This window comes from Phenylobacterium sp., from assembly GCF_004799515.1.
In the GTDB taxonomy this organism is placed as follows: domain Bacteria; phylum Pseudomonadota; class Alphaproteobacteria; order Caulobacterales; family Caulobacteraceae; genus Phenylobacterium.
The window spans coordinates 24,894-50,394 of the sequence record NZ_SSMX01000020.1 but is presented as its reverse complement, the minus strand read 5'-3'; the positions used below and the strand labels follow the sequence as shown (position 1 = coordinate 50,394).

Genomic DNA, 25,501 nt, shown 5'->3' with positions numbered 1-25,501 from the left:
TCGCACGTCTGAAGAATTTCCTTGACAGTTATATTTCCTGAAGAGAATATAAAGCCATGAGCCCCTTCGAAGCCATCGCCGAGCCGAACCGCCGCCAGATCCTCGACCTGCTGCGCGCCGGTGAGCGGCCGGCGGGCGACCTGGTGGCGGCCACGGGCCTGAGCCAGCCCGGCGTTTCCAAGCACCTGAAACTGCTGCGCGAGGCCGGCCTGGTCAGCGTTCGGCCGGACGGCCAGCGCCGGCTCTACCGCCTGGAGCCCGGCGAACTCGCCGCCCTCGACGCCTGGCTGAAACCCTTCCGCCAATTCTGGGCCGATCGCCTCGACGCCCTGGAAGAGCACCTGGAGAAAGAGCAATGAGCACCGCGACCGCACCCCTGCTGAGCGACGCGCCCCTGGGCGTGGTCACCGCCACCGACGACGCCTTGCAGGTGGTCTTCCACCGCCGTTATCGGCAGCCGGTGGAGAAGGTCTGGGCGGCGCTGACCGACCCGGACCGGCTGGCCGATTGGTTCGCCGTCGCCGAGGTGGATCTGCGGGTGGGCGGGACCCTCAAGCTGAACTGGAACGGCGGCGCCCACGAAGCCGAGATGACCATCACCGTCTGCGAGCCCCCCCGGGCGCTGGCCTGGCGCTGGACCATCGGCGAGCGCGAGACCCTTGTGCGCTTCGACCTCTCACCTGACGGGGACGGCTGCGCGCTGACCCTCACCCATTCGGGCCTCAGCCTCGACGGCGCGCGCGACGGCGGTGTCCGCAGGGGCTGGCACGCCCACCTGGAAGCCCTGCCCGACGCCATGGACGGCCGCGCCACGCCCTGGGCGACCAAGGTCGCACGGGAGGACGCCTTGGCCGGCCGCTACCCGAGCCTGGGGTCATGAGCCTCCTGCTGAACGACGCCCTGTTGAACGGGAAGGTGGGCGAGGTCCGCGAGGCCGGTGGCCTCTACGAGATCACCTTCACGCGCCGCCTGGCGCGGCCGGCGGAGAAGGTCTGGGCGGCGCTGACCGTCCCGGAACGCCTGGCGGACTGGCTGGCCGAGGCCGAGGTCGACCTTCGGGTCGGCGGCCGCTTCGCGCTCTACTGGGCGACCCACGACTACCGGATGGCGGGCGTCATCACCGAGCTCGACCCGCCCCGGGTCTTCGCCTGGACCTGGCCGTCGCCCGAACATCCGGACTCCGTCGTGCGCTGGAGCCTCGAGCCCGAGGAGGGCGGCTGCCGGCTCACCCTGCGGCAGACCGGGCTCAGCGCCCCGCCGCTGCGCAGCGTCGCCGCCGGTTGGCACACCCATCTGGAGGGCCTGCAGGGCGCGGCCGATGGCGCGCGCACGCCCTGGCGGGCCGAGCGCGAGCGCGAACTCGCGGGGCTCTACGCCGGCCTGCCCGCCTGAGCGATCGCCCGCCAGACGGCCAGCGCCTGGACCGTCTCGCGCACATCGTGGACGCGCACCGCCGCCACGCCGGCCTCGGCGCCCCAGAGCGCGCCCGCGATGGAGCCGCCCAGCCGCTGATCGGCCGGGACATGCCCGCCGTCCACCGCGCCGATGAAGCTCTTGCGGCTGACCCCCAGCAACACCGGGAAGCCGAGCGCCGTGACCCGCGCCAGGCCCGCCAGCAGCGGCAGGTTGTGGCGGATCATGTGCTTGCCGAAGCCCACGCCGGGATCGAGCCAGATGCGCGCCTGCTCCACGCCGGCGGCCATCGCCTCGGCGGCGCGGCGCGCCAGGAAGGCGGCCACCTCCTCCACGACATCGCCATAGTGCGGCTCGGCCTGCATGGTGGCGGGCTCGCCCTGCATGTGCATCAGCACGACCTCGCAGCCGAGCTCGGCTGCGACGGCCAGGCTGTTGGGGGCGTGGCGAAGGGCGGTGACGTCGTTCCACATCGTGGCCCCGGCTTCCACGACGGCTCGGGCCACGGCGGGCTTCATGCTGTCCACCGAGATCGGGATGGCGCTCTCGGCGCGGATGGCGCGGACCAGGGGGACGACGCGGCCAATCTCGTCGGCTTCCGAGACCGGGGCCGCGCCCGGCCGGGTGGACTCGCCGCCCAGGTCGAGGATGTCGGCGCCCTCGGCGATCAGCTTGCGCGCCTGCGCCAGCGCGGCGTCGAAACCGGCGAACCGGCCGCCGTCGGAGAAGCTGTCCGGGGTGACGTTGACCACGCCCATGACGCGGACGGGAGATGCGGGGGCGCTCATCGCCGGACCCCATAACGGAAAAGGGCGGCCCCGTCGCCGGAGCCGCCCCTGTCTTGGTTCAATTGGTCCCGATTACGCCGGCTCGGGGCGCGGCGAGATCGGCACGGCCACGGCCGGCCCGTTCGGGCGCTTGATGTCCAGGTCCTCGCGGTTCGGCGGCACGCCCTTCAGGGCGCCGATGATCTCGTCGCCGCTCAGGGTCTCGTACTCGAGCAGGGCCTTGGCCAGGGTGTGCAGGTCATCCAGCTTTTCGGTCAGGATGCGCTTGGCCTCGTCATAGCCGCCCTTCACCAGGCGCTTGACCTCGGCGTCGATCACATTGGCGGTCTCTTCCGAGACGTTCTGGGTGCGCGACACCGAGTGGCCGAGGAAGACCTCTTCCTGGTTGTCGCCGTAGGAGACCAGGCCCAGCTTGTCGGAGTAGCCCCAGCGCGTGACCATGTTGCGGGCCAGGCTGGTGGCCGCCTGGATGTCGCTGGAGGCGCCGGAGGTCACCTTGTCCTTGCCGAAGATCAGCTCTTCGGCGACGCGGCCGCCCATCATGATCGCCAGGCGCGAGGTCATCTGCTCGTAGTTCATGGAGTAGCGGTCGCCTTCCGGCAGCTGCATCACCATGCCCAGAGCGCGGCCGCGCGGGATGATCGTGGCCTTGTGCACCGGGTCCGCCGAGGGGACGGTCAGCGCCACCAGGGCGTGGCCGCCTTCGTGGTAGGCGGTGTTCTTCTTCTCGTCCTCGGTCATCACCATCGAGCGGCGCTCGGCGCCCATCAGCACCTTGTCCTTGGCCTGCTCGAAGTCGTGCATGGTGACCATGCGGCGGTTCTTGCGCGCGGCCATCAGGGCCGCCTCGTTGACCAGGTTGGAGAGGTCGGCGCCGGAGAAGCCCGGGGTCCCGCGGGCGATGATCTTCACTTCCACGTCGGCGGCCAGCGGCACGTTCTTCATATGCACGCGCAGGATGCGCTCGCGGCCGTTCACGTCGGGATTCGGCACCACCACCTGGCGGTCGAAGCGGCCGGGGCGCAGCAGGGCCGGGTCCAGCACGTCGGGGCGGTTGGTGGCGGCGATCAGGATGATGCCTTCGTTGGCCTCGAAGCCGTCCATCTCGACCAGCAGCTGGTTGAGCGTCTGCTCGCGCTCGTCGTTGCCGCCGCCCAGCCCCGCGCCGCGGTGGCGGCCGACGGCGTCGATTTCATCGATGAAGATGATGCAGGGGGCGTTCTTCTTGGCCTGTTCGAACATGTCGCGCACGCGGCTCGCGCCGACGCCCACGAACATCTCCACGAAGTCGGAGCCGGAAATGGTGAAGAACGGCACGCCCGCCTCGCCGGCGATGGCGCGGGCGAGCAGGGTCTTGCCGGTGCCTGGAGGGCCGATCAGCAGGGCGCCCTTGGGGATCTTGCCGCCCAGGCGCTGGAACTTCTGCGGGTCCTTCAGGAAGTCGACGATCTCGACGACCTCTTCCTTGGCCTCTTCCACGCCGGCCACGTCGTCGAAGGTGACGCGGTTCTTGTTCTCGGTGAGCAGGCGGGCCTTGGACTTGCCGAAGCCCATCGCCCCGCGCGCGCCGCCCTGCATCTGGCGCATGAAGAAGATCCAGACGCCGATCAGGAGCAGCACCGGCAGGCTCTGCAGCAGGAAACCCACCAGGGTCATGCCGCCGGCGGCCTTGAAGGAGATGTTGGCGCCCTGCGCCTCAAGCCGCTTGGTCAGGTCCTGCTGGTCGGTCGGCGTCACCGCCGTGAACGACTTGTTGGCGCTGTCGGTGACGATCACCTGCGGTCCGCGGAACTCCGCGCTTTTGACCTGGCCGCTGTTCACCTTTGTGAGCAGCTGCGAATAGGTGATCTCGCCGGCGCTCGCGGCCTTGCCGCCGCCGCCGGTGACCATCGAATAGAGGCCGATCAGGACGACGACGATGACGCCCCAGATGGCGAGATTGCGCAGGTTCATCGGTTAGGACCGCCTCGATTAGGGCTTGGCGCCGGATTTCCTAAAATAGGAGCCTCTTCGCCATTTCACCAGTTGGCTGGACGCCGCGCGACCGAAGACCGCGCCCAGCCTGACCATGCACCCCCAAACACGAAGGGCCGCGCCTGGTCGGACGCGGCCCAGATAGGCACGAATTCAATGAATTAAGCGCTACCGCGCGCTTGAATCTTCAGTCCTACCGCGGCGCCGGCTTCTTCGGCGCAGCGATCAGGCCTTCGCGTTGGGCGCGCTTGCGGGCCAGCTTACGGGCGCGGCGCACGGCCTCGGCCTTCTGGCGGGCGCGCTTCTCGGAGGGCTTTTCGTAGTGGACGTGGCGCTTCATCTCGCGGAACGAGCCTTCGCGCTGCATCTTCTTCTTCAGCGCCTTCAAGGCCTGGTCGACGTTGTTGTCGCGGACGAAAATCTGAACCAGAGGTCTCTCTCCCGTTGACCGTTACCGCCCGGCCCCCTGGCTCCCTCAAGCTTGGGGGCGGCGGCGAGCGGACCAAAAGAAAATTGATCCCGGAGGCGGGCGGCCTTCGGGACAGAGCGCGGCGAGATACCAGAAGAGCCCCGCCATGTCCACGCCGCAGGAGAGGCTTTTCAGTGTCACACGCAGGCTTTCCTCTGAGGGCGGGAGGTGGCTTAAGGTGGGCCATGGCCGAAGCCCACTCCACCGACACAGCCGCCGATTGGGCGGCGGCGACCGAGCAGCAGGTGCTGGACGCTGCGCTGAAGATCGCGCCGACCGAGGGCTGGACCGCCCGGATGGCGACCCTGGCCGGCCAGGCCTGCGGCCTTTCCGCCGGCGAGACGGAGCTTCTGCTGCCGCAGGGCCCCGCCGACCTGGCCGCCCTGCTCTCGCGGCGGCACGACGCGGCGGCTATGGTGGCGCTGGCGGCCATCGACCCCAAGGCGCTGAAGATCCGCGAGCGCATCGCCCGCGGCGTCGAGGCCCGGCTGGCCGCCGCGTCCGCCGACGAGGCCGCCGTGCGCCGGGCCGCCGGCTTCCTGGCGCTGCCGGACCACGCCGTCCTGGGCGCGCGCCTCGCCTGGGAGAGCGCCGACGTCCTCTGGCGCTGGGCGGGCGACACCGCCACCGACGAGAACCACTATACGAAGCGCCTGCTGCTGGCCGGCATCCTGACCGGCGCGATCGCGATCCAGCTCAGCTCCGGCCAGGAGGCGGCGCTGGCCTTCACCGACCGTCGCATCGCCAATGTCATGGCCTTCGAGACCTGGAAGCGGACGACGAAGTTCCGGCCGTCGGAATTCCTGGATAAGGCGGCCGGCGCGCTGGGCCGGATGCGATACCGCTGACTGCTCTTAGAGCGGCCGCACCCGGTTGACGTGCCCCATCTTGCGGCCGGGCTTGGCCAGGCGCTTGCCGTAGAGGTGGATGCGGGTCTCCGGCTCGGCGGCGTATTTCGCCCAGGCGTCGGCCTCCTCGCCCAGGAGGTTCAGCATCTCGACGTGGGCGATGGCGTGGGTCGGGCCGAGCGGCCAGCCGGCGACGGCGCGGATGTGCTGTTCGAACTGGTCGACCTCGCAGCCGTCCTGGGTCCAGTGGCCGGTGTTGTGCACCCGGGGCGCGATCTCGTTCACCAGGAGGCGGCCGTCGGCCATCTCGAAGAGCTCGATGCCGATCACCCCCACGTAGTCGAGGCCGGCCAGCACCCGGGCGGCGATCCGTTCGGCCTGGTCGGTGAGCGCCTGGCTGACCCGGGCCGGGGCGATGGAGCGGCGCAGGACGCCGCCCTCGTGGTGGTTCTCCGCCAGGGGATAGACCGCGGTCGCCCCGTCGCGGCCCCGCGCGGCGATCACCGACAGCTCACGGACGAACTCGGCGGCCGCTTCGACGATCACCGGGACGCCGCCCAGGGCCTCGAAGGCCGCCGCCGCGTCGGCGGCGTGCTCCACCCAGCGCTGGCCCTTGCCGTCATAGCCCTCGCGCCGGGTTTTCATCAGCGCGGGCACGCCGATGGCCGCCAGGGCCTGCTGCGCCTCTTGCGGCGTCCGCGCCGGGGCGAAGGCCACGGTGGGCGCCCCGTGGGCGTTCAGGAAGCTCTTCTCCTCGAAGCGGTCCTGGGCGACGGCCAGGGCGCGGGGACCGGGCGCGACCTCGACGCCGTGCTCCGCCAGCCAGGCCACCGAGGCGGCCGGGACGTTCTCGAACTCGTAGGTGACGAGGCCAGTGAGACTGGCCAGCTCCGCCAGCGCCGCCTCATCGGCGTAGTCGGCGACGATCAGCCTGGCCGCCGTGCGGCCCGCCGGGCTGTCGGCCTGCCGCTCCAGCACCACCACGTCGAAGCCCAGCCGGGCAGCGGCCAGCGCCAGCATGCGGCCGAGCTGGCCGCCGCCCAGGATGCCGATGGCCGAGCCGGGCGCCAGCGGCAGGTTCGCCTGGCTCATGCGTCCTCGACCGTTTCGGGGATGCCGGCGGTCTGGCTGGCGGTGAAGGCCTCCAGCCGCGCGGCGACGGCGTCGTCCGACAGCGCCAGGATCTTGGCCGCCATCAGGCCGGCGTTCTTCGCTCCCGCCTCGCCGATGGCAAGTGTCCCCACCGGGATGCCGGCCGGCATCTGGACGATGGAGAGCAGGCTATCCATGCCCTTCAGGGCCTTGGATTCGATCGGCACGCCCAGCACCGGCAGCTCGGTCAGCGAGGCGGTCATGCCGGGCAGGTGCGCCGCCCCGCCGGCCGCGGCGATGATCACCTTGAAGCCCGCGGCCTTCGCCCCCTTGGCGAACTGGTACATCCGGTCGGGCGTGCGGTGGGCGGAGACCACCTTGGCCTCATAGGCCACGCCCAAGCTCTCCAGCATCTCCGCCGCATGGCGCAGGATCGGCCAGTCCGAGCGGCTGCCCATAATGATGGCGACGGGCGCTGACGGCGCGCTCATGTCGATCCGACCCCCTTGTCCGAAGGGCGCGGAGTATAGGCGCCGACTTTGCAGGAGCAACCGAGGACGGCTAGATTCACCAAATCACCGCGCGTCTGTTTCGCCCACGCTCTCCCCAGGACTGAGCCTCATGAAGATCACCGGCGCGCGCAATGAACCCTTTTCTGCCATGCGACGACGCGCGCTGATCCAAGCGGGCGCCCAGCTGCCTTCGGCCGGACCCGTTGATTCCACGGAGTTCCTGGGCATTGGCGAGCTGGAGATGACGCCGGCGGTGAAGGCCGCCATCCAGGCCCTGCTGAGCGAGATCGACGACCTGCGCGGCGAGGTCGGCCGCCTGAAGGGCCGGCTGGCGGAGATGGAAGATCTTGCCGACCGTGACGCTTTGACCCCGCTGCTCAACCGCCGGGCCTTCGTGCGCGAGCTCGGCCGGATCCGGACCTTCTCCCAGCGCTACGGCTCGCCGGCCAGTCTGGTCTACATCGACCTCGACGACCTGAAGGGCGTCAATGACCGCCTGGGCCACGCGGCGGGCGACGCGGCGCTGAACGCGGTGGCCGAGCGCCTGCTCGCCCATGTGCGCGAGAGCGACATCGTGGGCCGCATGGGCGGCGACGAGTTCGCGGTGATCCTGGCGCAGGCCGACCAGCAGACCGCCGAGGCCAAGGCCGCGGCGCTGGCCCGCGCCATCGAGGCCGAACCGCTGCAGTTCGGCGAGTGGTCGGCGCCGCTGCACATCTCCTGGGGCGTGCGCGAGATCTCCGCCGACGCCGAGCCTGAGGCCCTGGTCGCCCAGGCCGACGCGGCCATGTACGCGCTGAAGCGCGGGCGGAAGAGCGCCTAGAGAAATTCCTCCCCTTCGGGGGGCAACTGATCAGTCAGGCGATGATGTCGGGGTTGAGCTGGTCCTCGATGCGGGCGATCTCGTCCTTCAGGGCCAGTTTCTTGCGCTTCAGCCGTGCGATCAGCAGCATGTCCGGCAGGGGCGAGAGCGCGATGGCCTGCACCGCGGCGTCGAGGTCGGCGTGGTCCTGCCGCAGCATGCTGAGGTGGGCGTGGAGGGCGGCTTCGGAGAGGTCGTCGTTCATGAGCGGGCCCTAACCCAGGGCTGCGGCGAGCGCCGCCAGGGCGTCGGCGGGCGCAGGCCTTCCCCAGGCCTTGGACGCCGCCTCCAGCGCCGCCAGGGCGGGCGCGCCGCCGGGTTCGCCGCCCAGGGCCTCGAGAGCTTCCATCAGCACCCGCTCGGCGCGAAGTTCGGCCGCCTTCACATCTTCGCGCAGGCCCTCGCGCTCGCGGTCCTCGACGCCCGCGAACGCCGGCTTCAGTGCGCGGCGCAGGTCGCGGAGCGGCCCGACCGCCAGGGCGTCCCAGCGGTGCGCGAGGTCGGCGGCGCGGGCCAGCAGGGCTGGATCGTCGGCCTCGGCCCAGACCGCCCAGAGCAGCAGGGGCGTGTTCTGGCCGTGCGCGTCCTGCAGCGTCAGGCAGGTGTCGGGGACGCCCGGCTGGCCATAGGCCCTCAGCGTCCAGTCCCAGAGCGCCATGCGCCTCAAGCCTCCGCCTGCAGGGGACCCACGTCCTCACCCCAGCGCTTAACCGGCGTCCATGACAGTCCGAAAAGGTCGAGGGCGCGGCCCACCGACTGGTCGACCATCGCCTCCAGCCCGGCGGGCCGGGCGTAGAAGGCCGGCATCGGCGGAGCGATCACCGCGCCCATCTCGGCCAGGCGGACCATGGTGCGCAGGTGGCCCAGGTGCAGCGGGCTCTCGCGCACCATCAGCACCAGCGGCCGGCGCTCCTTCAGGGTCACGTCGGCGGCGCGGCTGAGCAGGGTGGAGGTCACGCCGGTGGCGACCTCGCTCATGGTGCGCACCGAGCAGGGCGCGACGATCATGCCGAGCGTGCGGAACGAGCCCGAGGCGATCGCGGCGCCGATGTCGGAGACCTTGTGGACCACGTCGGCCTTGGCGTTGACCTCGGCCACCGAGAGCTGGCTCTCCTGCGCCAGGGTCAGCGCCGCGGCCTTGCTGAGCACCAGGTGGGACTCGACGCCCAGCTCGCGGCAGGCGTCGAGCGCGCGCAGACCGTAGACGATCCCCGAGGCGCCGGAGACGCCCACCACCAGCCTTGGCCGTTCCGCGCTCGCCATCAGGACCCGTCTCTACCGCCCGCCCGCCGACCGGACTCCGGAACAGGGTCCGAAGCGCGCCGGTTTGCAAACATATGTGATCTGACAGCCGCGCACAGCGGGTGTTCACTCAAGCATCCAACAGCAAGGAGATTTCTCGTCATGGCGTTGGAAGCCCGGATCCGCGAGCTCGGATCCCGTCACCAGTCCCTGGAACAAGCCATTCAGGATGAACTGAGCAGACCCGCCGCAGACGATATCCGACTGAAGGAACTCAAGCGACAGAAGCTGAAGCTGAAGGAAGAGATGGAAGCCCTGCGCGAGCGGATCCACTAGCCGAAGCGCCCATCCCTCCTCTTCAGGGGAGGGACAGATCGCGGAGCGATCAGGGTGGGGGGTTCGAGGCGGATGCTGACTCAGCGCTCCGGCCCACAGTTCCCCATCCGTCTCGGCTTCGCCTCGCCACCCTCCCCCAAAAAGGGGAGGGACGATTCCACTAATCCTCGTCGTCTTCGTCGTCGTGATCGGCGAAGACGGACTGGGCGGTGTGCGTCCGCTCGCGGTCGTCATGTTCGTCGTGCTCGGGCTCATCCTCGACCACGCCGGTTTCGGAGGCCGGCATCAGGGTCGGGCCTTCCGGCTCGACGATGCCCTTGCGCTTGTCGTCACGGGCCTTCTTCTCGGCGGCCTTCTTCACCACCGCGTCCAGCTCGAGCTGGGTCGAGAGGCCCAGCGTCACCGGGTCCACCGGCTTGATGTTGGCCGAGTTCCAGTGGGTGCGGTTGCGCACCTGGTCGATGGTGGCCTTGGTGGTGCCGAGGATGCGGGCGAGTTGGGCGTCGGCCACTTCCGGGTGGTTGCGCAGGAACCAGGCGATGGCGTCCGGGCGGTCCTGGCGGCGCGACACCGGGGTGTAGCGCGGGGTCTTCTTCTGCGGCTTCAGGTACTCGGCGTGGCGGCTCTTGAGCGCCACCAGCTTGTGCTTGGGGTTCTTCTCGGCGGCGTCCAGCTCTTCGCGGCTCAACTGGCCATTGGCGATCGGGTCGGCGCCGCGGATGTCGCGCGCCACCTCGCCGTCGGCGATGCCCTTAACCTCCAGCGGGTGCAGGCCACAGAAGTCGGCGATCTGCTCGAAGGTGAGCGAGGTGTTGTCCACCAGCCAGACGGCGGTCGCCTTCGGCATCAGGATGTCGGTGCTCATGGTCTCAAGTCTTTTCTGCGCGTGTCCGGCGCCGCTTGCGGGCGGCGAAAATGAAGGCGCCCGGCCTTTCGGCCGGGCGGTGTGACAAAATCTATAGGCCGGTTCCGCGACTTAGGAAACGGGATTATCGAATCCGGCGCGTCTGTTGGCCCCGGAAATCCGGGCCGGCTCAGTCCAGCGGCTGGCGGCCCAGGATGCGCAGGCCATAGCCGCCGGAGCCCGGCAGCACGGTCTTCGACGAGGACAGGAGCGTCATGTCGCGCACGCCGAGGTCGATGAGGATCTGGGCGCCCACCCCATAGTCGCGCAGCACGTTCTCGGTCTGGTTCAGGTCCGGGCGGCCGTAGCGCTCGGAGAGCCAGGCGGGATTGGAATCGCGGATGAACACCGCCGCGCCCGCGCCGTCGTAGGCGGCGATGGCGGCCAGCGCCTTGGGCACATAGTCCCGCCGCGCCTCGACGTGGCCCAGCATGTCGGCGGCCATGTCGACGCGGTGCATGCGCACCAGAGTGGGCTTGTCCGGATCGATCTTGCCCTTGGTCAGCACCACGTGCTCGGTGCCGTCCAGGATGTTGCGGTAGATCACCATCCGGAAGCGGCCGCCGTAGGAGGAATCGAACGGCGTCTCCAGCACCCGCTCGACCTGTCGCTCGGTGCGGCGGCGGTAGGCGATCAGGTCGGCGATGGCGCCGATCTTCAGGCCATGCAGCTGGGCGAAGGCGACGAGATCGGGAAGACGGGCCATGGAGCCGTCGTCCTTCATGATCTCGCAGATCACGCCCGCCGGGTTGAGGCCCGCCATGCGGCTGATGTCGACGGCGGCCTCGGTGTGGCCGGCGCGGACCAGCACACCGCCGTCCTTGGCCACCAGCGGGAAGACGTGGCCCGGCGAGACGATCTCGTCGGGGCCCTTGGTCGGGTCGACCGCCACGGCGATGGTGTGCGCCCGGTCGTGGGCGGAGATGCCGGTGGTGACGCCCTCGCGCGCCTCGATGGAGACGGTGAACGCGGTGCCGTGGCCCGACTGGTTGTCGCTGGCCATGGGCGGCAGGCGCAGGGTCCGCGCCCGCTCGGCGGTGATCGAGAGGCAGATCAGGCCGCGGGCGTGCTTGGCCATGAAGTTGATCTGTTCGGGGGTGGCGAACTGGGCCGGGATGATGACGTCGCCCTCGTTCTCCCGGTCCTCGGCGTCCACCAGGATGTAGGGCCGCCCGTTGCGGGCGTCCTCAATGATGTCCTCAATGGGCGAGATGGCCGAGGTGAACGCGTCCTCCGCGCCGGACCGGTCGCTGGGCGGGACGAGATAGGGGCGCTTCATGGCTTCGCCTTCGAAAGAGTGGCCCGCATGGTCGCGAACTCCATGACCTGGTCGGCCACCATGGTGATCTGCCAGGCGTCCTTGGCCTCGCGGCACTCGCCGCCGGCGTCGAACAGGTTGGCGGCGTTCAGCGCCGCGCCGAACGGCGTGGGCCAGCCCCGCATGGCATGTATGACGCCGCGCACCGCCATCAAGGTCGTCCCGCCCGCCTGAGCGCCGTCGGCGGTGATGATGATCCCCACCGGCTTGCCCTCGAAATAGGGGCTGGGATCGCCGCGGGTCAGCTCCAGGGTGTCCAGCGCGTTCTTGACCACGCCCGAAAGCGAGCCGTGGTAGCCGGGCGTCGCCAGGATCACCCCGTCGGCGGCGCGGATGGCGTCGGCCAGCTCGGCCTGCTCCGGGCTGGGTCCCGCCGGGCCGGGGTTGAAGTGCGGCAGGCGCTCCAGGAACTCGCCGCCGAACAGCTTCGTCCGCGCGCCGCCGGCTTCGGTATGGCGCAGCGCCAGCGCCAGCGCACGCTCGGTGGACGATCCCGGCCGTGGCGTGCCGCCGATGCCCACGATGAGGGGGCGCTCGCTCATGCGCCCGCGGCTTCCGGGGCGAACACCTTCTTGAGCTCGGTCTTGACGATCTTGCCGTTGGCGTTGCGCGGCAGCATCTCCGGCCAGAACACCACCTTCACCGGGACCTTGAAGGCCGCCAGCCGCGCGCGGACGAAGGCCCGCAGCTCGGCCTCGGTGGCCGAGGTTCCCGGCTTCAGGTGGACCACCGCGCCGGGCTCTTCGCCCAGGGTCTTGTGCGGGATGCCGACGATAGCCGCGTCCATCACCGCCGGGTGCTCGTAGAGGGCGTTCTCCACCTCAACGCAGTAGATGTTCTCACCGCCGCGGATCAGCATGTCCTTGGCCCGGTCGATGATGAACAGGAAGCCCTCCTCGTCGATCCGCGCCAGGTCGCCGGTGCGCAGCCAGCCCTCGACGAAGGTCTCGGCCGTGGCCTGCGGCTTGTTCCAATAGCCCTTCACCACCTGCGGGCCCTTGCACCACAGCTCGCCCACCGCGCCGGCCGGCAGGACGGTCGCGCCGTCGGCGGGGTCGCGGATTTGCATCTCGCCCACCGGGGCGGCGGGACCGGCGCTGTCGGGGCGGTTCTCGTAGTCCTTGCCGAGGTGGCTGGTGAAGGTGGCCGTGGTCTCGGTCATGCCCCAGCCGTTGCCGGGCTGCGAGCCCGGGAAGGTCTCGGCGATCTTGCGCACCAGCTCCGGCGCCGAAGGCGCGCCGCCGTAGGTCACCGCCATCAGGGACGACAGGTCGTACTTCGCCCGGGCCAGATGCTCGATCAGCTGCCAGGCGATGGTCGGCACGCCGCCGGTGGAGGAGACCTTCTCCGCCTCAATCAGCCGCATGGCGGGTTCGGCGTCCCAGCGGCGCATCAGCACGATCTTGCCGCCGCTGTTCATGGTCGGCCCCAGCGTCGCCGAGAGGCCCGTGGCGTGGAAGAAGGGCACGACCAGCAGGGTCACCCGTTGCGGCAGCTTGTGCGGGTCGCTCTCCGGCAGGGGCTGGCCGGCACGCAGGAAGCCGCGCATGGCCGCGATGCCGGTGGCGCCGACGTTGGAGGTCATGTTGCGATGGGTGCCGAGCGCGCCCTTGGGCTTCCCCGTCGTGCCGGAGGTGTAGAGGATGGTGGCGTCGTCCTCCGGCCCCAGCTCAATTTCAGGCAGCGGCAGGTCGGGGAGGTCCTTCCAGCCGTTCACCGGGCCGATGACCTCCTCCAGGCGATGCACCTTGGCGTGGGCGTCCGCCTCGGTCAGGCGCGAGGCATAGACCTTGGTGAGATCGCCCAGGCTGTCCAGGTGCTCGGCGATGCGGCCCAGGCGCTCGTCGTCGACGATGGCGACCTTGGCGCCGGAATCGGCCAGGCCGTACTCCAGCTCCGGCCCGGTCCACCAGGCATTCAGGGGCGTGACGATGGCGCCGGCCAGGACGCCCGCGAAGAAGGCCACCGGCCATTCGGGCAGGTTGCGCATGACGATGGCGACCCGGTCGCCCTTCTGGACGCCATCGGCCTGCAGCTGGCGGGCCAGGGTGATCGTGGCCCGGGCGAAGGCCTCGTAGGTGGCCCGCTCGCCCTCGTAGACCAGGAATTCGCGCTCCGGAAAGCCGCGGGCGTTCGCGAAGATATCGCGCAAGGTCGCCGGGGCGTTCTTCCAGACCCGGGTCACGATCCCGCGGATCGGGATCTCCTCGATCTCCAGCCGCTCGCCCGGCGCGGTCAGCCGCGCATGGGCCTCGGCGATGGACATCACGGGCCAGACTTGGTCGCTCACACCTTCACTCCAAAAAAGAGACGTCATCCCGGACGGCCGCAGGCCGACCCGGGACCCAGGAGGCGACGCTTGGGCCATCCTTCTGGGTCCCGGCTCTCCGCTACGCTCCGGCCGGGATGACGGCAATAGAACCGAGAAACCGGAACTCAGGCCGGCGCCTTGTCCCGCCGCTCGGCGTGGGCCGCTTTCAGCTCGCCCAGTTCCTTGGCGTACTTCTCCTGGGCCGCCTCGCGCAGCTTGGGGATGTGGTAGGCCGGGAAGAGGTCGTTGTCGGGGCGGTAGTCCTTCAGCACCTGCTTGGCGAGGGTGACCTTGTGCACCTCGGTGGGCCCGTCGGCGATGCCCATGACCAGCGAGCTCGTCACCATGTGCATGAAGGGCATCTCGTTGGAGACGCCGAGCGCGCCGTGCAGGTGGGCGGCCTTGGTGGCGATGTCGTTGTAGACGCGGGGCATCATCACCTTGATGGCGGCGATGTCCTTGCGGACCATCTGGTAGTCCTGGTGCTTGTCGATCAGCCAGGCGGTGCGCAGCACCATCAGGCGGAAGCTTTCCAGCTGGATCCAGCTGTCGGCGATGTCGGCTTGCACCATCTGCAGGTCGGAGAGCTGGCCGTCGCGGGTCTTGCGGCTGACCGCGCGCCGGCACATCAGGTCGAGCGCGTTCTTGCAGGCGCCGACGGTGCGCATGGCGTGGTGCACGCGCCCGCCGCCCAGCCGCACCTGGGCGATGACGAAGGCCGCGCCGCGCTCGCCCAGCAGGGCGTCGTAGGGCAGGCGGACGTTGGTGTAGCGGACATAGCCCTCTGTGCCGCCGCCGATCTCGCCGCCGCCGCCCACGGCGACGTTGCGGACGATTTCCACCCCGGGGGTGTCGGTCGGCACCAGGAAGATCGAGGTGCGCTTGTAGGGGTCCTTGGCGTCCGGGTCGGTGACCGCATAGAGCACCAGCACCTTGGAGAAGCGGGCGTTGGTGGAGAACCACTTCTCGCCGTTGATCACCCATTCGTCGCCCTCCAGCACTGCGCGGGTGCGGAAGGTCAGCGGGTCGGAGCCGCCGGTGGGCTCGCTCATGGAGAAGGCCGAGCGGATCTCGCCGTTCAGCAGCGGCCAGAGGTATTTCTCCTTCTGCGCCTCGGTGCCGTAGTGGGCGATGATCTCGGCGTTGCCTGAGTCCGGCGCCTGGCAGCCGAAGACGGTGGGGGCCAGGCCATTGCGGCCGAGCTTCTCGTTCATCAGGCCGAGCTTCAGCTGGCCATAGCCCTGGCCGCCGAGCTCGGGGCCCAGGTGGCAGGCCCACAGCTTCTCCGCCTTCACCTTCTCCTGCAGCGGCTTGATGAAGGTCTCGCGGCCGAGCGGGCCGTGTACGGCCATGCCAAGGTGCGAGAGCGGCTCGACCTCCTCGCGCATGAAGTCCTCGATCCAGTCGAGCTTCTTCTGGAACTCCGGATCCGTCTCAAAATCCCAGGCCATGGCGACCTCCCAATGCGCTCGGTTTTTCGAAATATCGGTATGAAATGAGCGTCCTGGCATTATCAAACGGCCGTTCGGATGACGCAACGCCGCTGTCGGTTTGAACAGCCCCCGCGCCGATCGGTTATAGGAAGGCGCCGCCGAGGGGAGCTTTCCGAACCATGCCGTCCTGGACCGCCGTCGCGCCGATCCTGATGCTGATCGGGTCCAACGTCTTCATGACCTTCGCCTGGTACGGCCACCTGAAGGTCGAGAACCGGCCGCTGTGGTGATCGTGGTGGCGAGCTGGAGCATCGCCTTCTTCGAATACTGCCTGGCGGTTCCGGCCAACCGGATCGGCCGCCACGTCTATGACCCGGCCGAGCTGAAGGCGATGCAGGAGGTGATCACGCTCTGCGTCTTCGCCGTCTTCTCGGTGACCTATCTGGGCGAGCGGCTGACGGTGAACCACCTGGTGGGCTTCGCCTGCATCGCGCTGGGCGCCTGGTTCGTCTTCAAGGGCCCCTTCTGACCCCGGAACTTCTGACCTCAGAACCTGCCGCCGCGGCCCTCGCCGGCGGCGAAGCGGGCCGCGCCCTCCTGGCTCTGGCCGGAGCGCAGGGTCTCCTGACCGAGCGCGATCTCCGCGGCCGTCGCCTGGTCCCAGTCCAGCGACCACTGGCCGATGGCCGAGAGCCGGTCGTTGCGCAGGCAGAGCTGCGGGAAGGCCGAGAGCTGGGCGGCCAGCTCGAGGGCCGCGTCCAGGGCCCCGCCTTTCGGCGCGAGGCGGTTGGCGAGGCCGATGGCGTAGGCCTCCTCCGCCGCCACCGGCCGGCCGGTGAGGATCAGGTCCATGGCCCGCGAGGCGCCGATCAGCCTGGGCAGGCGCACGGTGCCGAGGTCGATCAGCGGCACGCCGAAGCGGCGGCAGAACACCCCGAACACCGCCCCCTCGGCGGCGACCCGCAGATCCGCCCAGCAGGCCACCTCCAGGCCGCCGGCCACGGCGTGGCCCTCGATGGCGGCGATCACCGGCTTGCCGAGCGCCAGGCGCGTCACGCCCATGGGGCCGAGGTCGCCCTCGCGATGCACCGGATTGCCGCGCCCCTCGGCCACGCCCTTCAGGTCGGCGCCGGCGCAGAAGGCGCCCCCGCGCCCTTGCAGGATGGCCACGTCCAGGGCGTCGTCGGCGTCGAAGGCCTTGAAGGCGTCGTAGAGCCGGCGCGCCGTCGGCCCGTCCACGGCGTTGCGCGCCTGCGGCCGCTCGATGGTGACGACGAGCGTCCGGCCGCGGACCTCGGTGCTGACGGTGTGGGGGCTGACGGTTTCGGGGCTTGCGGTCTGCATGGCGGGTCTCCCTGAATCGCAAGCTGACGCTTGCGACCAGGCGGAAGGCAAGGGCAAGACGGAGAGACAACGGAGGACGCGCCATGAGCAAGGCCAAAGACCTGGGATTCTCGAAGGACCGGCTGAAGCGGATCGAGGCCCACCTCCAGGCGAAGTACGTGGGCCCGGGCCGCATCCCCTGCGCCCAGATCGCCGTCGCCCGAGACGGGGAGACCGCCTACGAGGCGGTCCTCGGCCTGGCCGACGTGGAGCGCGGGGTCCCGCTGAAGGACGACGCGGTCTTCCGCATCTACTCCATGACCAAGCCGGTCACCTGCGTGGCGCTGATGACCCTGGTCGAGGAAGGCCTGATCGCCCTGGACGACCCGGTGGCCAAGCACATCCCGGCCTGGAAGGACCTCAGCGTCTTTTCCGCCGGCGTCGGGCCCTACGCCACCACGCCGGTCGCCCGGCCGATGCAGGTGGTCGACCTGATGCGCCACACCTCGGGCCTGACCTACGGCTTCCAGAGCCGCACCAACGTCGACGCCGCCTACCGTAAGCTCAAGGTCGCCGACCAGTACGGCGACGACGACCTGGAAGGCTTCATCGAGACCCTGGCCAAGCTGCCGCTGGAGTTCTCGCCGGGGGAGGCCTGGAACTATTCGGTCTCCACCGACGTGGTCGGCTACCTGGTGCAGAAGATCGCCGGCAAGCCGCTCAGCCAGGTGCTGCAGGAACGCATCTTCGACCCGCTGAAGATGGCCGACACCGGCTTCTTCGTGCGCGAAGACCAGCAGAGCCGCTTCACCGCCTGCTATAGCGCCAGCCCCACCGGGCCGATGGACCTGCAGGCCAAGCCCACCGGCGTCCTGACCCTAAACGACGATCCGGCGAAGAGCCCCTTCCTCAAGCCGCCGAAGCTGGAGTCCGGCGGCGGCGGCCTGGTCTCGACGACGGCGGACTACTTACGCTTCTGCAACATGCTGGCGAACGGCGGCGAACTCGAGGGCGCGCGGATCCTCGCGCCGATGACGTTGCGGCTGATGGCGTCCAACCATCTCCCGGGCGGCCAGGACCTGACCCAGATGTCGCGGTCTCTGTTCTCGGAAAGCACCTATGCCGGGATCGGCTTCGGCCTGGGCTTCGCGGTGGTGTTCGATCCGCCCCAGACGCTGATCCCCTGCTCCAAGGGCGAGTTCTACTGGGGCGGCGCGGCGTCCACCGCCTTCTGGGTCGATCCGGTCGAGCACATCACCGTGGTCTTCATGACCCAGCTGATGCCATCGGCCACCTATCCGATCCGCCGCGAGCTACGGACCTTGGTCTATTCGGCGCTGATGGAGAGCCGGGCCTAGCGCCCATTAAATCGCGGCAATCCGCATCCACGGCGCCGCGCGCGGGGCTCTCCCCCACAGATTGTGCGTGGAGTGACGATGAACCTTCAAACGAGAACCGCGGCCCTGGCGGCGGCGGCCGCCTTCGCCCTGAGCGGCTGGAGCGCCCAGGCGGCGCCCGACTTGTCGGGAGCCAAGTTCCGCCAGATCCTGGGCGGCGCCCAGAAGATCGCCTCCGACCACGGAATCGACGAGGCCAGGGCGGTGATCATCGGCGGCATTCCGCAGTGGATCACGGTGCGCGGCCGCGACCGGCGCAACCCGATCCTGCTGGTGCTGCACGGCGGCCCGGCGGCGCCGGAGCTGCCAAACCGCTACCTCTTCGAGGCGCCGTGGACGGACTATTTCACCGTCGTGGAGTGGGACCAGCGCGGGGCCGGCGAGACCTACGCCCTGAACGACCCAGCGAAGATCGCGCCCACGCTCACTGAGGACCGGATGGTCGCCGACGCCGAGGAGCTGGTCGGCTATCTGCGGACGACCTACGGCAAGAAGAAGATCTTCGCGCTGGGCCACTCCTGGGGATCGATCCTCGGCCTGCGCCTGGCGCATGACAAACCGCAGTGGCTCTACGCCTACATCGGCATGGGCCAGATCATCGACATGCGGGCCGGCGAGCAGGCGGGCTACGACTTCGTGCTGAAGGCCGCCGCGGCCGACCACAACGACAAGGCGCTGGCCGAGCTGAAGGCCATCGCGCCCTATCCCGAGGCGGACGGCGCCCTGCCCATCGACAAGATCGACACCGAGCGGAAGTGGTCGGTCCACTACGGCGGCCTGTCCCACGGCCACGACAGCTACGACTACCTGTCCGACGCCCAGCGGCTGTCGCCGGACTATGCCGAGGCCGACGTGGAGGCGCTGGTGGACGCGGCCAGCGGCTTCTCGTTTCCCAAGCTGCTGCCGCAGATGGCGCGGACGGACTTCACCGGCGTGAAGGCGCTGGACTGCCCGGTCATCATCTTCGCCGGCCGCTACGACTACACGACGCCGACGGCCCCCGTGGAGCGCTGGTATGACGCCCTGAAGGCGCCCCGCAAGCGCTGGGTATGGTTCGAGAACTCCGCCCACATGATGGCCACGGAGGAGCCCGGCAAGGTGCTGGTCCACCTGGTGGAGGACGCCCGGCCGCTGGCCGCGGCGGCAGGCGACGTCGCTCCGGCGGAACGCGAGAAATAGCCCCGGGGCCTAGCCGCCGGCGGCCTCCGCCAGGCCCAGTTCGCGCTGCTCCTCGCCGGTGATGGCCTCGCTCTCGTCCATCATCGGCTGGCCGAGGCCGGTGTCGGGGGCGTCGGCGCTGGGGGTCACCTGCAGCATCCGCGCGCGGCGCCAACCGCCCCAGCCGTTCCAGAAGTAGTAGGCGCCGGCGAGGGTGAGGGTCGTCAGGCTGCCGGCCGGGAAGGCCAGCCAGATCGCGTCGGCGTTCAGGTGCGGCTCCAGGAGCTTGGCCAGCGGCACGCGCACGCCCCACAGCGATATCACCATCGCCAGCAGCGGCGGCCAGACCGCCCCGGTGGCGCGCACGATGCCGGAGAGGACGAAGGCCACCCCGAACGGGATGAAGCCCCAGAGCGCGATCATGTTGATGTGCACGGCGATCGGCAGCGAGGGGCTGTCGGCGCGCAGGAAGGCCTGCAGCACATAGGGATCCAGCGCCTCCAGGATCAGGATCGGCACGCCGGTGAACAAGACCGCGTACATCGAGCCGATCACGGCCACCCGCTCGACCCGGTCCATCTTGCGCGCGCCAACGTTCTGGGCGGCCATGGACGACACCGCCGCGCCCAGCGCCATGGCCGGCATCTGGACATAGGTCCAGAGCTGCGAGGCGGCGTTGTAGGCCGCCGAGGTGTGCACCCCGTAGCGGTTGACGAAGGAGAGCATGGTCGCCGCCGCCAGGCTGATGACCATCATCTGGATGCCCATCGGCGTACCCTTCACCAGCAGGGTCCGGATGATCTGGAAATCGGGGATCAGCAGACGCCAGTCCGAGGGGCGCAGCGCCAGGATCGAGCGCGTCCGGTAGAGATGGATCACCATCATCGCCAGCGTCACGCTCTGGGCGATGAGCGTCGAGGTCGCCGACCCGGCGATCCCCATCTTCGGGAAGGGCCCGAGCCCCATGAGCAGCAGCGGGTTGAGCACGATATCCAGGCCCACCTGCAGCAGGGCGAAGTAGAAGGGCGTGCGGCTGTCTCCCGCGCCCCGCTGGGCCATCATCACGAAATTGAAGAAGAACATCGCCGGCATGGCGCCGAAGATCACGCGCAGGTAGGCGATGGCGTAGATTTGGGCCGCCGGCGGCGTGCGCATGGCCATCAGGATTTTCGGGGTCAGGATCCCGCCGGCCACGCCCACCAGGATCGAAAGCGCCGCGAAGAAGATGGTGGCGGTGCCCACAATCTTGCGGGCCAGGGCCTCGTCCTTCGCGCCCACCGCCTGGCCGATCAGGATGTTGGCGGCCATGGTGATGCCGAACGCCGCGCCCAGCATCATGAAGAAGATCTGATTGGCGTTGCCGGTGGCGGTGACGCCGGCCTCGCCGAACACCCGGCCGACCCAGAACATGTTCGCCGTGGCGTTCAGCGACTGCAGGATGTTGGAGCCCAGCACCGGCAGGGCGAAGGCGATCAGCGTCTTGCCGATCGGCCCCACGGTGAGGTCGGGCCCCTTGCGGCCGCCCGGCGGTCCCGATCCTGCTGCTGGCCCTCGCGCCACGGCCTTGTCCTCCCCGGCAGCTTCAAACAGCCGTTTGTCCGGGGATAGACCGCAACCGCCGGTTAGGCAAAGCGGCGGTTGCGCACAGAGCTTGCCACCTCAGGCGCGGATGGCGGTGTCGATGGCCCGAAGACGGCTATGGGCGCGGCCGTAGACCAGGTAGGCCACCACGCCGATGGCGTTCCAGACGAAGAAGAACTCGATCGTCTTCGCCGAGAGGCTGGTGAACAGGTAGAGGCAGCCCAAGACCGCCGCCGGCCCGATCAGCCAGACGAGCGGGGTCACGAAGGGCCGGGTCAGCTCCGGCGACCGGCGGCGCAGCGTCATCACCGCCAGCGCCGTGGCGATGAAGGCGCAGAGCGTGCCGGCGTTGGCGAGCGAGGCGATCTCCGACAAGGGCATGATCCCGGCCACCGCCGCGGCGATCAGTCCGGTGAGGATGGTCACCGCCGAGGGCACGCCGCGCTTGTTGACGGTGGCCAGCGCGGTGGGCAGCAGGCCGTCGCGGGCCATGGCGAAGAACACCCGGCTCTGACCGAACATGAAGACCATGATCACGGTCGGCAGCGCCACGACCGCGGCGCCGGCGATCAGCGAGGCCGCGCCCGGCTGGCCCAGCTGGCGCAGGACGAAGGCCAGGGGCTCGCCGCTCTTGGAAAAGACGTCATAGGGCGAGGCGCCCAGGGCGCAGGCGGCCACCACCATGTAGATCAGGGTGCAGAGGATCATCGAGCCCACGATGCCGATGGTCAGGTCGCGCTTGGGGTTCTTGGCCTCCTCCGCCGCCGTGGAGATGGCGTCGAAGCCGTAGAAGGCGAAGAAGATGATCGCGGCCGCGCCCATCACCCCGTACTTCTTGCCGTCGATCTCGTGCGCCGCGAAGCCGAAGGGCGCGAAGGGGTGGAAGTGGCTGGCGTCGAAGCTCGGCAGGGTGAAGGCCACGAAGCCGGCCAGCGCCACCAGCTTCACGCAGACCAGGATGAAGTTGACCGTGGCGCTCTCGCGCGTGCCCACCAGCAGCATGCCGGTGACGACCAGGGCGATGAAGGCCGCCGGCAGGTTGACGATGCCGCCCGCGTCCGGCCCGGCCAGCAGGCTTTCGGGGACCGGGATGTGCGCCCCGTGGATCAGGCCCGCGGCGTAACCCGCCCAGCCCACCGAGACCGCGCTGCACACCAGGGTGTATTCGAGGATCAGGCTCCAGCCGACCACCCAGGCGATCAGCTCGCCGAGCGTCATGTAGGAATAGGCGTAGGCGCTGCCGGCCTGCGGGCTCAGCGAGGCCATCTCGGCGTAGCAGAGCGCCGCGCAGGCGCAGACCACGCCCGCCACCGCGAAGGACAGGATCACCGCCGGCCCCGCCAAGCCCGCCGCCACCCCGGTCAGGGTGTAGATGCCGGTGCCGATGATCGCGCCGACGCCCAGGGCCATCAGGTGCGGCCAGCCCAGGGTGCGCTTCAGGCGGCGGCCCTCATCGTCCGCCGTTCCCTGACCCGGCTGGCCAAGCTCGATGGACTTGCGGCGCGTGAGAAAGTTCATGGAAACGTGACCCCCGGGTCTTCGAAGCCGCGCACCATGGCCCACGTCGCCGGCCCGCGCCAAGCCCGGGGCGCCGGCGCCGGGCTCCGCGCCTTGGCGCAGATGACAAATTTGAAACCAAGCCGCGGTGGATTTTCCTGCCTGAACGGTGTTAAGTTAAGGCCTCGATAGGGCTCTGCGCCTAGGTTCCGCCGCGCGAGTCAAAAACGCCCGTTCGATGAGGAAAGCTCATGATGTCTGCGCGACTTGGTGTGTTTGGAGCGGCGGTCAGCGCCCTCCTGGTGTCCGGCTTCTCCGCTGCGCCGTCGGCCGACAGCGCCCAGCAGCAGGCGCAGAACGCCTCGGCCATGTCGGCCATGCCGGCGCGGGTCGACAACTTCATGCTGGTCGACGCCCAGCACCTGGAAGCCCACGAGCTTTACCGGATGGCCGACGACAAGGCGATCGTGCTGGTCTCCACCGGCGTGGGCTGCCCGATCGCACGCGCCATGACGCCGGCGCTGAAGGCGCTGCGCGACAAGTACGCCAAGCAGGGCGTCGAGGTCATGCTGATCGACTCCAACCTGCAGGACAGCCGCGACGCCATCGCCGCCGAGGCCAAGGAGTACGGGATCGACATCCCGATCCTGATGGACAGCAATCAGATCATCGGCGAGGCCCTGGGCGTCACCCGCACCGCCGAAGTCTTCGTGGTCAATCCGAAGACCTGGCAGATCGCCTACCACGGCCCGCTGGACGACCGCTCCGACTACGGGGTGCAGAAGGCCGCGACCAAGATGTTCGCCGACGACGCGCTCTCGGCGGTCCTGGCGGGCAAGGTCGCGCCGGCGGCGACGCAGGCTTCCAAGGGTTGCCTGGTCGACTTCCCGGCCCGCGATAAGAAGGCCGAGATCACCTACGTGAAGGACGTGGCCCCGATCCTGGAAGCCAAGTGCGTCGCCTGCCACGAGGAAGGCGGCATCGGCCCCTTCGCCATGAAGGACTATGCGACGGTGAAGGGCTTCTCGCCGATGATCCGCGAGGTCATCCGCACCGACCGCATGCCGCCCTTCAACGCCGACCCGCACGTCGGCAAGTTCTCCGACGACCGCAGCCTCTCGGCCGCCGAGATCAAGACCATCGTCCACTGGGTGGAAGAAGGCGCGCCGCGCGGCGAGGGCAAGGATCCCCTCGGCGTCGTGCATCACGTCGCCGCCGAATGGCCGCTGGGCAAGCCGGACGCCATCCTCGACGTGCCGGCCTACACCATCCCCGCCTCCGGCGTGGTGGACTACCAGCACCCGTGGGTCGCCAACCCGGAGAAGGAAGGCAAGTGGCTGCGGGCGTCGACCGTCAAGGTGGAAAGCCGCCAGGGCGTGCACCACGTGCTCACCGGCTACATGACCGACGTGCCGAAGCCGGGCGAAGAAGCGTTCGAGAACAAGTGGGGCGTCTCGGTGGGCGGCTACGCCGTCGGCGCAGAGAGCGAGATCGCGCCGAAGAACGTCGGGACCTACATCCCGCCGGGCGGCGCCATCGGGTTCCAGACGCACTACACGCCGTTCGGCAAGGAAGTGACCGACCACACCCAGATCGCGTTGTACTACTACAAGGACAACGAGAAGCCCGAGATGGTGATGCACAACTCGGTGCTGGTGAACAACACCATTGTCATCCCGCCGAACGACCCGCACCACAAGGAAACCACCTACCTCAGCTTCCCGAAGGACGCCCTGCTCTACGCGGCCTTCCCGCACGCGCACTACCGCGGCGCCTCGGCGGACCTGTGGATCCGCTATCCGGACGGCGCGGAGAAGCTGCTGCTCTCCCTGCCGCGCTATGACTTCAGCTGGCAGCGGGACTACACCTTCGCCGAGCCGATCAAGGTGCCGGCGGGTTCGAAGCTGATCGCCCACTTCGTCTACGACAACTCCAAGCGCAACCCGAACAACCCCGATCCGAACAAGACCGTGGTCTGGGGCGACCAGAGCTGGGAGGAGATGTTCTACACGGCGATCCGCTATCGCTGGGTCGACGAGACCTCCAAGCACATGGTCGACTACGACGACGCGCTGAACGCCGGCCACCTGATGGGCATGCTGGACACCAACGTCGACGGCAAGATCGAGAAGTCTGAACTGAAGGGCCAGGTCGGCGACCAGATCCTCAAGTACTGGGATGTGCTGGACAAGAACCACGACGGCGTCCTCGACCAGGACGAACTCAACGCGATGGAGAAGATGGGCCATCGCCGCGAGGCCGCGGCCGCCCCGAAGCCGGCGGCCCCGGGCGCGGCGCCCGCAGGCACGCCGACGGCGGGCGGCAAGTAGGCCCGAGCATCTGATCTGAGTTGGAAAAGGCCCGGCGGCGACGCCGGGCCTTTTCATTGGGGCGCTATTCCCACAGGTCGTGGATGTCGCCCTTGCGGTTGAGCATGCGCACGGCGCGCTTGACCACCGCCAGCAGGCGTTCCTTGCGGGCCTGCTCGTCATAGGTCATCGACCCGCGCGCCAGGCCTTCCAGCAGGAAGCGGCCAAGGTCGCGGCTGGTCTGGAAGCGCGGATCGGCGCCGGCCTGCACCAAGGCCCCGAAGCCGCCGCCCATCTGGGCGCGGTCGAAGGCGGCCTGGGCGGCGGCCAGGCGCGCGCGCAGCATCGGCTCGGTGCGCGCGGCGGCCTCCAGCTCGGCGAAGGCGATGAACGGCGCCTCGTGCAGCAGGGCCCAATAGGCGTCGATGGCCGCCTCCGAGGCGTCCTGGCCGGGTGCGGCCGACGCGCGCGCCGCCTCCTCGAACAGCCGCGCCCGGGCGAGGTCGATGTGGGTGACCGCGGCCTCCACCAGCTCCTCGCGGGTCGCGAAATGGTAGAGCATGGCGCCGCGGGTCAGCTTGGCCGCATCGGCGATCAGGCCGTTGGTGGCCGCCTGGTAGCCGATCTCGGCGAAGAGCTTCATGGCCGCATCGAGGATGCGCGTGCGGGTTCGCAGCGACTTCGGCGTCGCCTTCATCGTCGGGAGTCTGGCGTCCATCTGGACCAATTCGAAG

26 protein-coding genes and 1 pseudogene are annotated in these 25,501 nt (G+C 69.4%); 10 read left to right on the top strand and 17 right to left on the bottom strand.

The window, feature by feature from the left end; all coding sequences use genetic code 11:
• Positions 1-56 precede the first annotated feature (56 nt).
• The 3 genes from E8A49_RS07765 to E8A49_RS07755 are packed head-to-tail and all read left to right on the top strand — an operon-like array spanning position 57 to position 1,392.
• Entirely contained in the window at positions 57-359 is a 303-nt protein-coding gene (locus E8A49_RS07765) for a metalloregulator ArsR/SmtB family transcription factor (RefSeq protein WP_293378559.1), read from the top strand.
• Entirely contained in the window at positions 356-880 is a 525-nt protein-coding gene (locus tag E8A49_RS07760) for an SRPBCC family protein (protein WP_293378557.1), read from the top strand. The genes E8A49_RS07765 and E8A49_RS07760 overlap by 4 nt, the downstream gene beginning before the upstream one ends.
• Positions 877-1,392 carry an SRPBCC family protein gene (locus tag E8A49_RS07755; protein ID WP_293378554.1) on the top strand — a complete coding sequence of 172 codons (516 nt, stop codon included), beginning with the start codon at positions 877-879 and terminating at the stop codon, positions 1,390-1,392. The genes E8A49_RS07760 and E8A49_RS07755 overlap by 4 nt, the downstream gene beginning before the upstream one ends.
• Here the strand turns inward: E8A49_RS07755 and folP are convergent.
• The 3 genes from folP to rpsU form a co-directional block, all read right to left on the bottom strand.
• Positions 1,371-2,201, bottom strand: coding sequence for a dihydropteroate synthase (gene folP, locus E8A49_RS07750; protein ID WP_293378551.1), 831 nt, complete (start codon positions 2,199-2,201; stop codon positions 1,371-1,373). The two genes, E8A49_RS07755 and folP, sit on opposite strands and share 22 nt — an antisense overlap.
• A gap of 72 nt (positions 2,202-2,273) precedes the next feature.
• Positions 2,274-4,154, bottom strand: coding sequence for an ATP-dependent zinc metalloprotease FtsH (gene ftsH, locus E8A49_RS07745; RefSeq protein ID WP_293378548.1), 1,881 nt, complete (start codon positions 4,152-4,154; stop codon positions 2,274-2,276).
• A 214-nt stretch (positions 4,155-4,368) separates the two neighbouring features.
• Positions 4,369-4,605 (bottom strand): 30S ribosomal protein S21, encoded by a 237-nt coding sequence (gene rpsU / locus E8A49_RS07740; protein ID WP_199622309.1) that lies wholly within the window; start codon positions 4,603-4,605, stop codon positions 4,369-4,371.
• Between the two features lie 224 nt (positions 4,606-4,829).
• Between rpsU and E8A49_RS07735 the strand changes: the two genes are divergently transcribed.
• Positions 4,830-5,492 carry a COQ9 family protein gene (locus E8A49_RS07735; RefSeq protein WP_293378545.1) on the top strand — a complete coding sequence of 221 codons (663 nt, stop codon included), beginning with the start codon at positions 4,830-4,832 and terminating at the stop codon, positions 5,490-5,492.
• Positions 5,493-5,498: 6 nt separating this feature from the next.
• Here the strand turns inward: E8A49_RS07735 and E8A49_RS07730 are convergent, their stop codons facing one another.
• Positions 5,499-6,584, bottom strand: coding sequence for a 5-(carboxyamino)imidazole ribonucleotide synthase (locus E8A49_RS07730; RefSeq protein ID WP_293378543.1), 1,086 nt, complete (start codon positions 6,582-6,584; stop codon positions 5,499-5,501).
• Positions 6,581-7,075, bottom strand: coding sequence for a 5-(carboxyamino)imidazole ribonucleotide mutase (purE, locus tag E8A49_RS07725; protein WP_293378540.1), 495 nt, complete (start codon positions 7,073-7,075; stop codon positions 6,581-6,583). Before purE ends, E8A49_RS07730 begins: the two co-directional genes overlap by 4 nt.
• Before the next feature lie 130 nt (positions 7,076-7,205).
• Here purE and E8A49_RS07720 point away from each other — a divergent pair, with 130 nt between their 5' ends.
• Positions 7,206-7,919 (top strand): GGDEF domain-containing protein, encoded by a 714-nt coding sequence (locus E8A49_RS07720; RefSeq protein WP_293378538.1) that lies wholly within the window; start codon positions 7,206-7,208, stop codon positions 7,917-7,919.
• A 34-nt stretch (positions 7,920-7,953) separates the two neighbouring features.
• On the opposite strand, the gene E8A49_RS07715 is transcribed toward E8A49_RS07720, so the two are convergent.
• Genes E8A49_RS07715 through E8A49_RS07705 form a run of 3 tightly spaced genes read right to left on the bottom strand, consistent with a single transcriptional unit; the run spans position 7,954 to position 9,221 of the window.
• Positions 7,954-8,163 carry a DUF465 domain-containing protein gene (locus tag E8A49_RS07715; RefSeq protein WP_293378535.1) on the bottom strand — a complete coding sequence of 70 codons (210 nt, stop codon included), beginning with the start codon at positions 8,161-8,163 and terminating at the stop codon, positions 7,954-7,956.
• Positions 8,164-8,172: 9 nt separating this feature from the next.
• Positions 8,173-8,616 (bottom strand): TIGR02444 family protein, encoded by a 444-nt coding sequence (locus E8A49_RS07710; RefSeq protein ID WP_293378532.1) that lies wholly within the window; start codon positions 8,614-8,616, stop codon positions 8,173-8,175.
• Between the two features lie 5 nt (positions 8,617-8,621).
• A complete protein-coding gene (locus E8A49_RS07705; protein WP_293378529.1) occupies positions 8,622-9,221 on the bottom strand; it encodes a UbiX family flavin prenyltransferase in 600 nt (199 codons plus the stop codon).
• Between the two features lie 141 nt (positions 9,222-9,362).
• On the opposite strand from E8A49_RS07705, the gene E8A49_RS07700 reads away from it, so the two are divergent.
• The gene (locus tag E8A49_RS07700; RefSeq protein WP_293378526.1) at positions 9,363-9,536 is read left to right on the top strand and encodes a DUF465 domain-containing protein; all 174 of its coding nucleotides are present in this window, start codon (positions 9,363-9,365) and stop codon (positions 9,534-9,536) included.
• A gap of 160 nt (positions 9,537-9,696) precedes the next feature.
• On the opposite strand, the gene E8A49_RS07695 is transcribed toward E8A49_RS07700, so the two are convergent.
• The 5 genes from E8A49_RS07695 to E8A49_RS07675 all read right to left on the bottom strand — a co-directional run bounded on the left by E8A49_RS07695 (position 9,697) and on the right by E8A49_RS07675 (position 15,520).
• Positions 9,697-10,401, bottom strand: a complete 705-nt coding sequence (locus tag E8A49_RS07695) for a cell cycle transcriptional regulator TrcR (RefSeq protein WP_293378523.1) — start codon at positions 10,399-10,401, stop codon at positions 9,697-9,699.
• 169 nt (positions 10,402-10,570) lie between these two features.
• Complete coding sequence (gene ribB, locus E8A49_RS07690) at positions 10,571-11,719, bottom strand: 3,4-dihydroxy-2-butanone-4-phosphate synthase (protein WP_293378520.1); 1,149 nt, start codon at positions 11,717-11,719, stop codon at positions 10,571-10,573.
• Positions 11,716-12,300: an NADPH-dependent FMN reductase gene (locus E8A49_RS07685; protein WP_293378517.1), complete on the bottom strand. Its 585-nt coding sequence runs from the start codon at positions 12,298-12,300 to the stop codon at positions 11,716-11,718. Before E8A49_RS07685 ends, ribB begins: the two co-directional genes overlap by 4 nt.
• Entirely contained in the window at positions 12,297-14,024 is a 1,728-nt protein-coding gene (locus tag E8A49_RS07680; RefSeq protein WP_293378596.1) for a class I adenylate-forming enzyme family protein, read from the bottom strand. Before E8A49_RS07680 ends, E8A49_RS07685 begins: the two co-directional genes overlap by 4 nt.
• 170 nt (positions 14,025-14,194) lie before the next feature.
• Positions 14,195-15,520 (bottom strand): acyl-CoA dehydrogenase family protein, encoded by a 1,326-nt coding sequence (locus E8A49_RS07675; protein ID WP_293378514.1) that lies wholly within the window; start codon positions 15,518-15,520, stop codon positions 14,195-14,197.
• A gap of 161 nt (positions 15,521-15,681) precedes the next feature.
• Between E8A49_RS07675 and E8A49_RS07665 the strand changes: the two are divergent.
• A pseudogene (locus E8A49_RS07665) lies at positions 15,682-16,031 on the top strand (DMT family protein).
• A 17-nt stretch (positions 16,032-16,048) separates the two neighbouring features.
• On the opposite strand, the gene E8A49_RS07660 reads toward E8A49_RS07665, so the two are convergent.
• Positions 16,049-16,846, bottom strand: coding sequence for a crotonase/enoyl-CoA hydratase family protein (locus tag E8A49_RS07660; protein WP_293378505.1), 798 nt, complete (start codon positions 16,844-16,846; stop codon positions 16,049-16,051).
• A gap of 83 nt (positions 16,847-16,929) precedes the next feature.
• Here E8A49_RS07660 and E8A49_RS07655 point away from each other — a divergent pair, with 83 nt between their 5' ends.
• Together E8A49_RS07655 and E8A49_RS07650 are read left to right on the top strand one after the other, a co-directional pair.
• A complete protein-coding gene (locus E8A49_RS07655) occupies positions 16,930-18,183 on the top strand; it encodes a serine hydrolase (protein WP_293378502.1) in 1,254 nt (417 codons plus the stop codon).
• Between the two features lie 78 nt (positions 18,184-18,261).
• The gene (locus tag E8A49_RS07650) at positions 18,262-19,401 is read left to right on the top strand and encodes an alpha/beta hydrolase (RefSeq protein ID WP_293378499.1); all 1,140 of its coding nucleotides are present in this window, start codon (positions 18,262-18,264) and stop codon (positions 19,399-19,401) included.
• 9 nt (positions 19,402-19,410) lie between these two features.
• Here the strand turns inward: E8A49_RS07650 and E8A49_RS07645 are convergent, their stop codons facing one another.
• Entirely contained in the window at positions 19,411-20,940 is a 1,530-nt protein-coding gene (locus E8A49_RS07645) for an MATE family efflux transporter (RefSeq protein WP_293378496.1), read from the bottom strand.
• A gap of 99 nt (positions 20,941-21,039) precedes the next feature.
• Complete coding sequence (locus E8A49_RS07640) at positions 21,040-22,479, bottom strand: amino acid permease (RefSeq protein ID WP_293378493.1); 1,440 nt, start codon at positions 22,477-22,479, stop codon at positions 21,040-21,042.
• Positions 22,480-22,709: 230 nt separating this feature from the next.
• On the opposite strand from E8A49_RS07640, the gene E8A49_RS07635 reads away from it, so the two are divergent.
• On the top strand, positions 22,710-24,788 hold the full coding sequence (locus E8A49_RS07635) for a redoxin family protein (protein ID WP_293378490.1): 2,079 nt from the start codon (positions 22,710-22,712) through the stop codon (positions 24,786-24,788).
• A 64-nt stretch (positions 24,789-24,852) separates the two neighbouring features.
• Here the strand turns inward: E8A49_RS07635 and E8A49_RS07630 are convergent, their stop codons facing one another.
• A complete protein-coding gene (locus E8A49_RS07630; RefSeq protein ID WP_293378487.1) occupies positions 24,853-25,485 on the bottom strand; it encodes a TetR/AcrR family transcriptional regulator in 633 nt (210 codons plus the stop codon).
• Positions 25,486-25,501: the final 16 nt, after the last annotated feature.

Bases quoted from the DNA above. Each gene is read 5' to 3' on its own strand.
- E8A49_RS07675 (WP_293378514.1), bottom strand. From the start codon at position 15,520: ATGGCCTGGGATTTTGAGACGGATCCGGAGTTCCAGAAGAAGCTCGAC.
- E8A49_RS07650 (WP_293378499.1), top strand. From the start codon at position 18,262: ATGAACCTTCAAACGAGAACCGCGGCCCTGGCGGCGGCGGCCGCCTTC.
- E8A49_RS07760 (WP_293378557.1), top strand. From the start codon at position 356: ATGAGCACCGCGACCGCACCCCTGCTGAGCGACGCGCCCCTGGGCGTG.
- E8A49_RS07730 (WP_293378543.1), bottom strand. From the start codon at position 6,584: ATGAGCCAGGCGAACCTGCCGCTGGCGCCCGGCTCGGCCATCGGCATC.
- E8A49_RS07710 (WP_293378532.1), bottom strand. From the start codon at position 8,616: ATGGCGCTCTGGGACTGGACGCTGAGGGCCTATGGCCAGCCGGGCGTC.
- E8A49_RS07720 (WP_293378538.1), top strand. From the start codon at position 7,206: ATGAAGATCACCGGCGCGCGCAATGAACCCTTTTCTGCCATGCGACGA.
- E8A49_RS07635 (WP_293378490.1), top strand. From the start codon at position 22,710: ATGATGTCTGCGCGACTTGGTGTGTTTGGAGCGGCGGTCAGCGCCCTC.
- E8A49_RS07715 (WP_293378535.1), bottom strand. From the start codon at position 8,163: ATGAACGACGACCTCTCCGAAGCCGCCCTCCACGCCCACCTCAGCATG.
- E8A49_RS07705 (WP_293378529.1), bottom strand. From the start codon at position 9,221: ATGGCGAGCGCGGAACGGCCAAGGCTGGTGGTGGGCGTCTCCGGCGCC.
- E8A49_RS07630 (WP_293378487.1), bottom strand. From the start codon at position 25,485: ATGGACGCCAGACTCCCGACGATGAAGGCGACGCCGAAGTCGCTGCGA.
- E8A49_RS07685 (WP_293378517.1), bottom strand. From the start codon at position 12,300: ATGAGCGAGCGCCCCCTCATCGTGGGCATCGGCGGCACGCCACGGCCG.
- E8A49_RS07695 (WP_293378523.1), bottom strand. From the start codon at position 10,401: ATGAGCACCGACATCCTGATGCCGAAGGCGACCGCCGTCTGGCTGGTG.
- E8A49_RS07640 (WP_293378493.1), bottom strand. From the start codon at position 22,479: ATGAACTTTCTCACGCGCCGCAAGTCCATCGAGCTTGGCCAGCCGGGT.
- E8A49_RS07680 (WP_293378596.1), bottom strand. From the start codon at position 14,024: ATGTCCATCGCCGAGGCCCATGCGCGGCTGACCGCGCCGGGCGAGCGG.
- E8A49_RS07755 (WP_293378554.1), top strand. From the start codon at position 877: ATGAGCCTCCTGCTGAACGACGCCCTGTTGAACGGGAAGGTGGGCGAG.
- ribB (WP_293378520.1), bottom strand. From the start codon at position 11,719: ATGAAGCGCCCCTATCTCGTCCCGCCCAGCGACCGGTCCGGCGCGGAG.
- E8A49_RS07700 (WP_293378526.1), top strand. From the start codon at position 9,363: ATGGCGTTGGAAGCCCGGATCCGCGAGCTCGGATCCCGTCACCAGTCC.
- E8A49_RS07660 (WP_293378505.1), bottom strand. From the start codon at position 16,846: ATGCAGACCGCAAGCCCCGAAACCGTCAGCCCCCACACCGTCAGCACC.
- purE (WP_293378540.1), bottom strand. From the start codon at position 7,075: ATGAGCGCGCCGTCAGCGCCCGTCGCCATCATTATGGGCAGCCGCTCG.
- E8A49_RS07655 (WP_293378502.1), top strand. From the start codon at position 16,930: ATGAGCAAGGCCAAAGACCTGGGATTCTCGAAGGACCGGCTGAAGCGG.
- E8A49_RS07765 (WP_293378559.1), top strand. From the start codon at position 57: ATGAGCCCCTTCGAAGCCATCGCCGAGCCGAACCGCCGCCAGATCCTC.
- E8A49_RS07735 (WP_293378545.1), top strand. From the start codon at position 4,830: ATGGCCGAAGCCCACTCCACCGACACAGCCGCCGATTGGGCGGCGGCG.
- folP (WP_293378551.1), bottom strand. From the start codon at position 2,201: ATGAGCGCCCCCGCATCTCCCGTCCGCGTCATGGGCGTGGTCAACGTC.
- ftsH (WP_293378548.1), bottom strand. From the start codon at position 4,154: ATGAACCTGCGCAATCTCGCCATCTGGGGCGTCATCGTCGTCGTCCTG.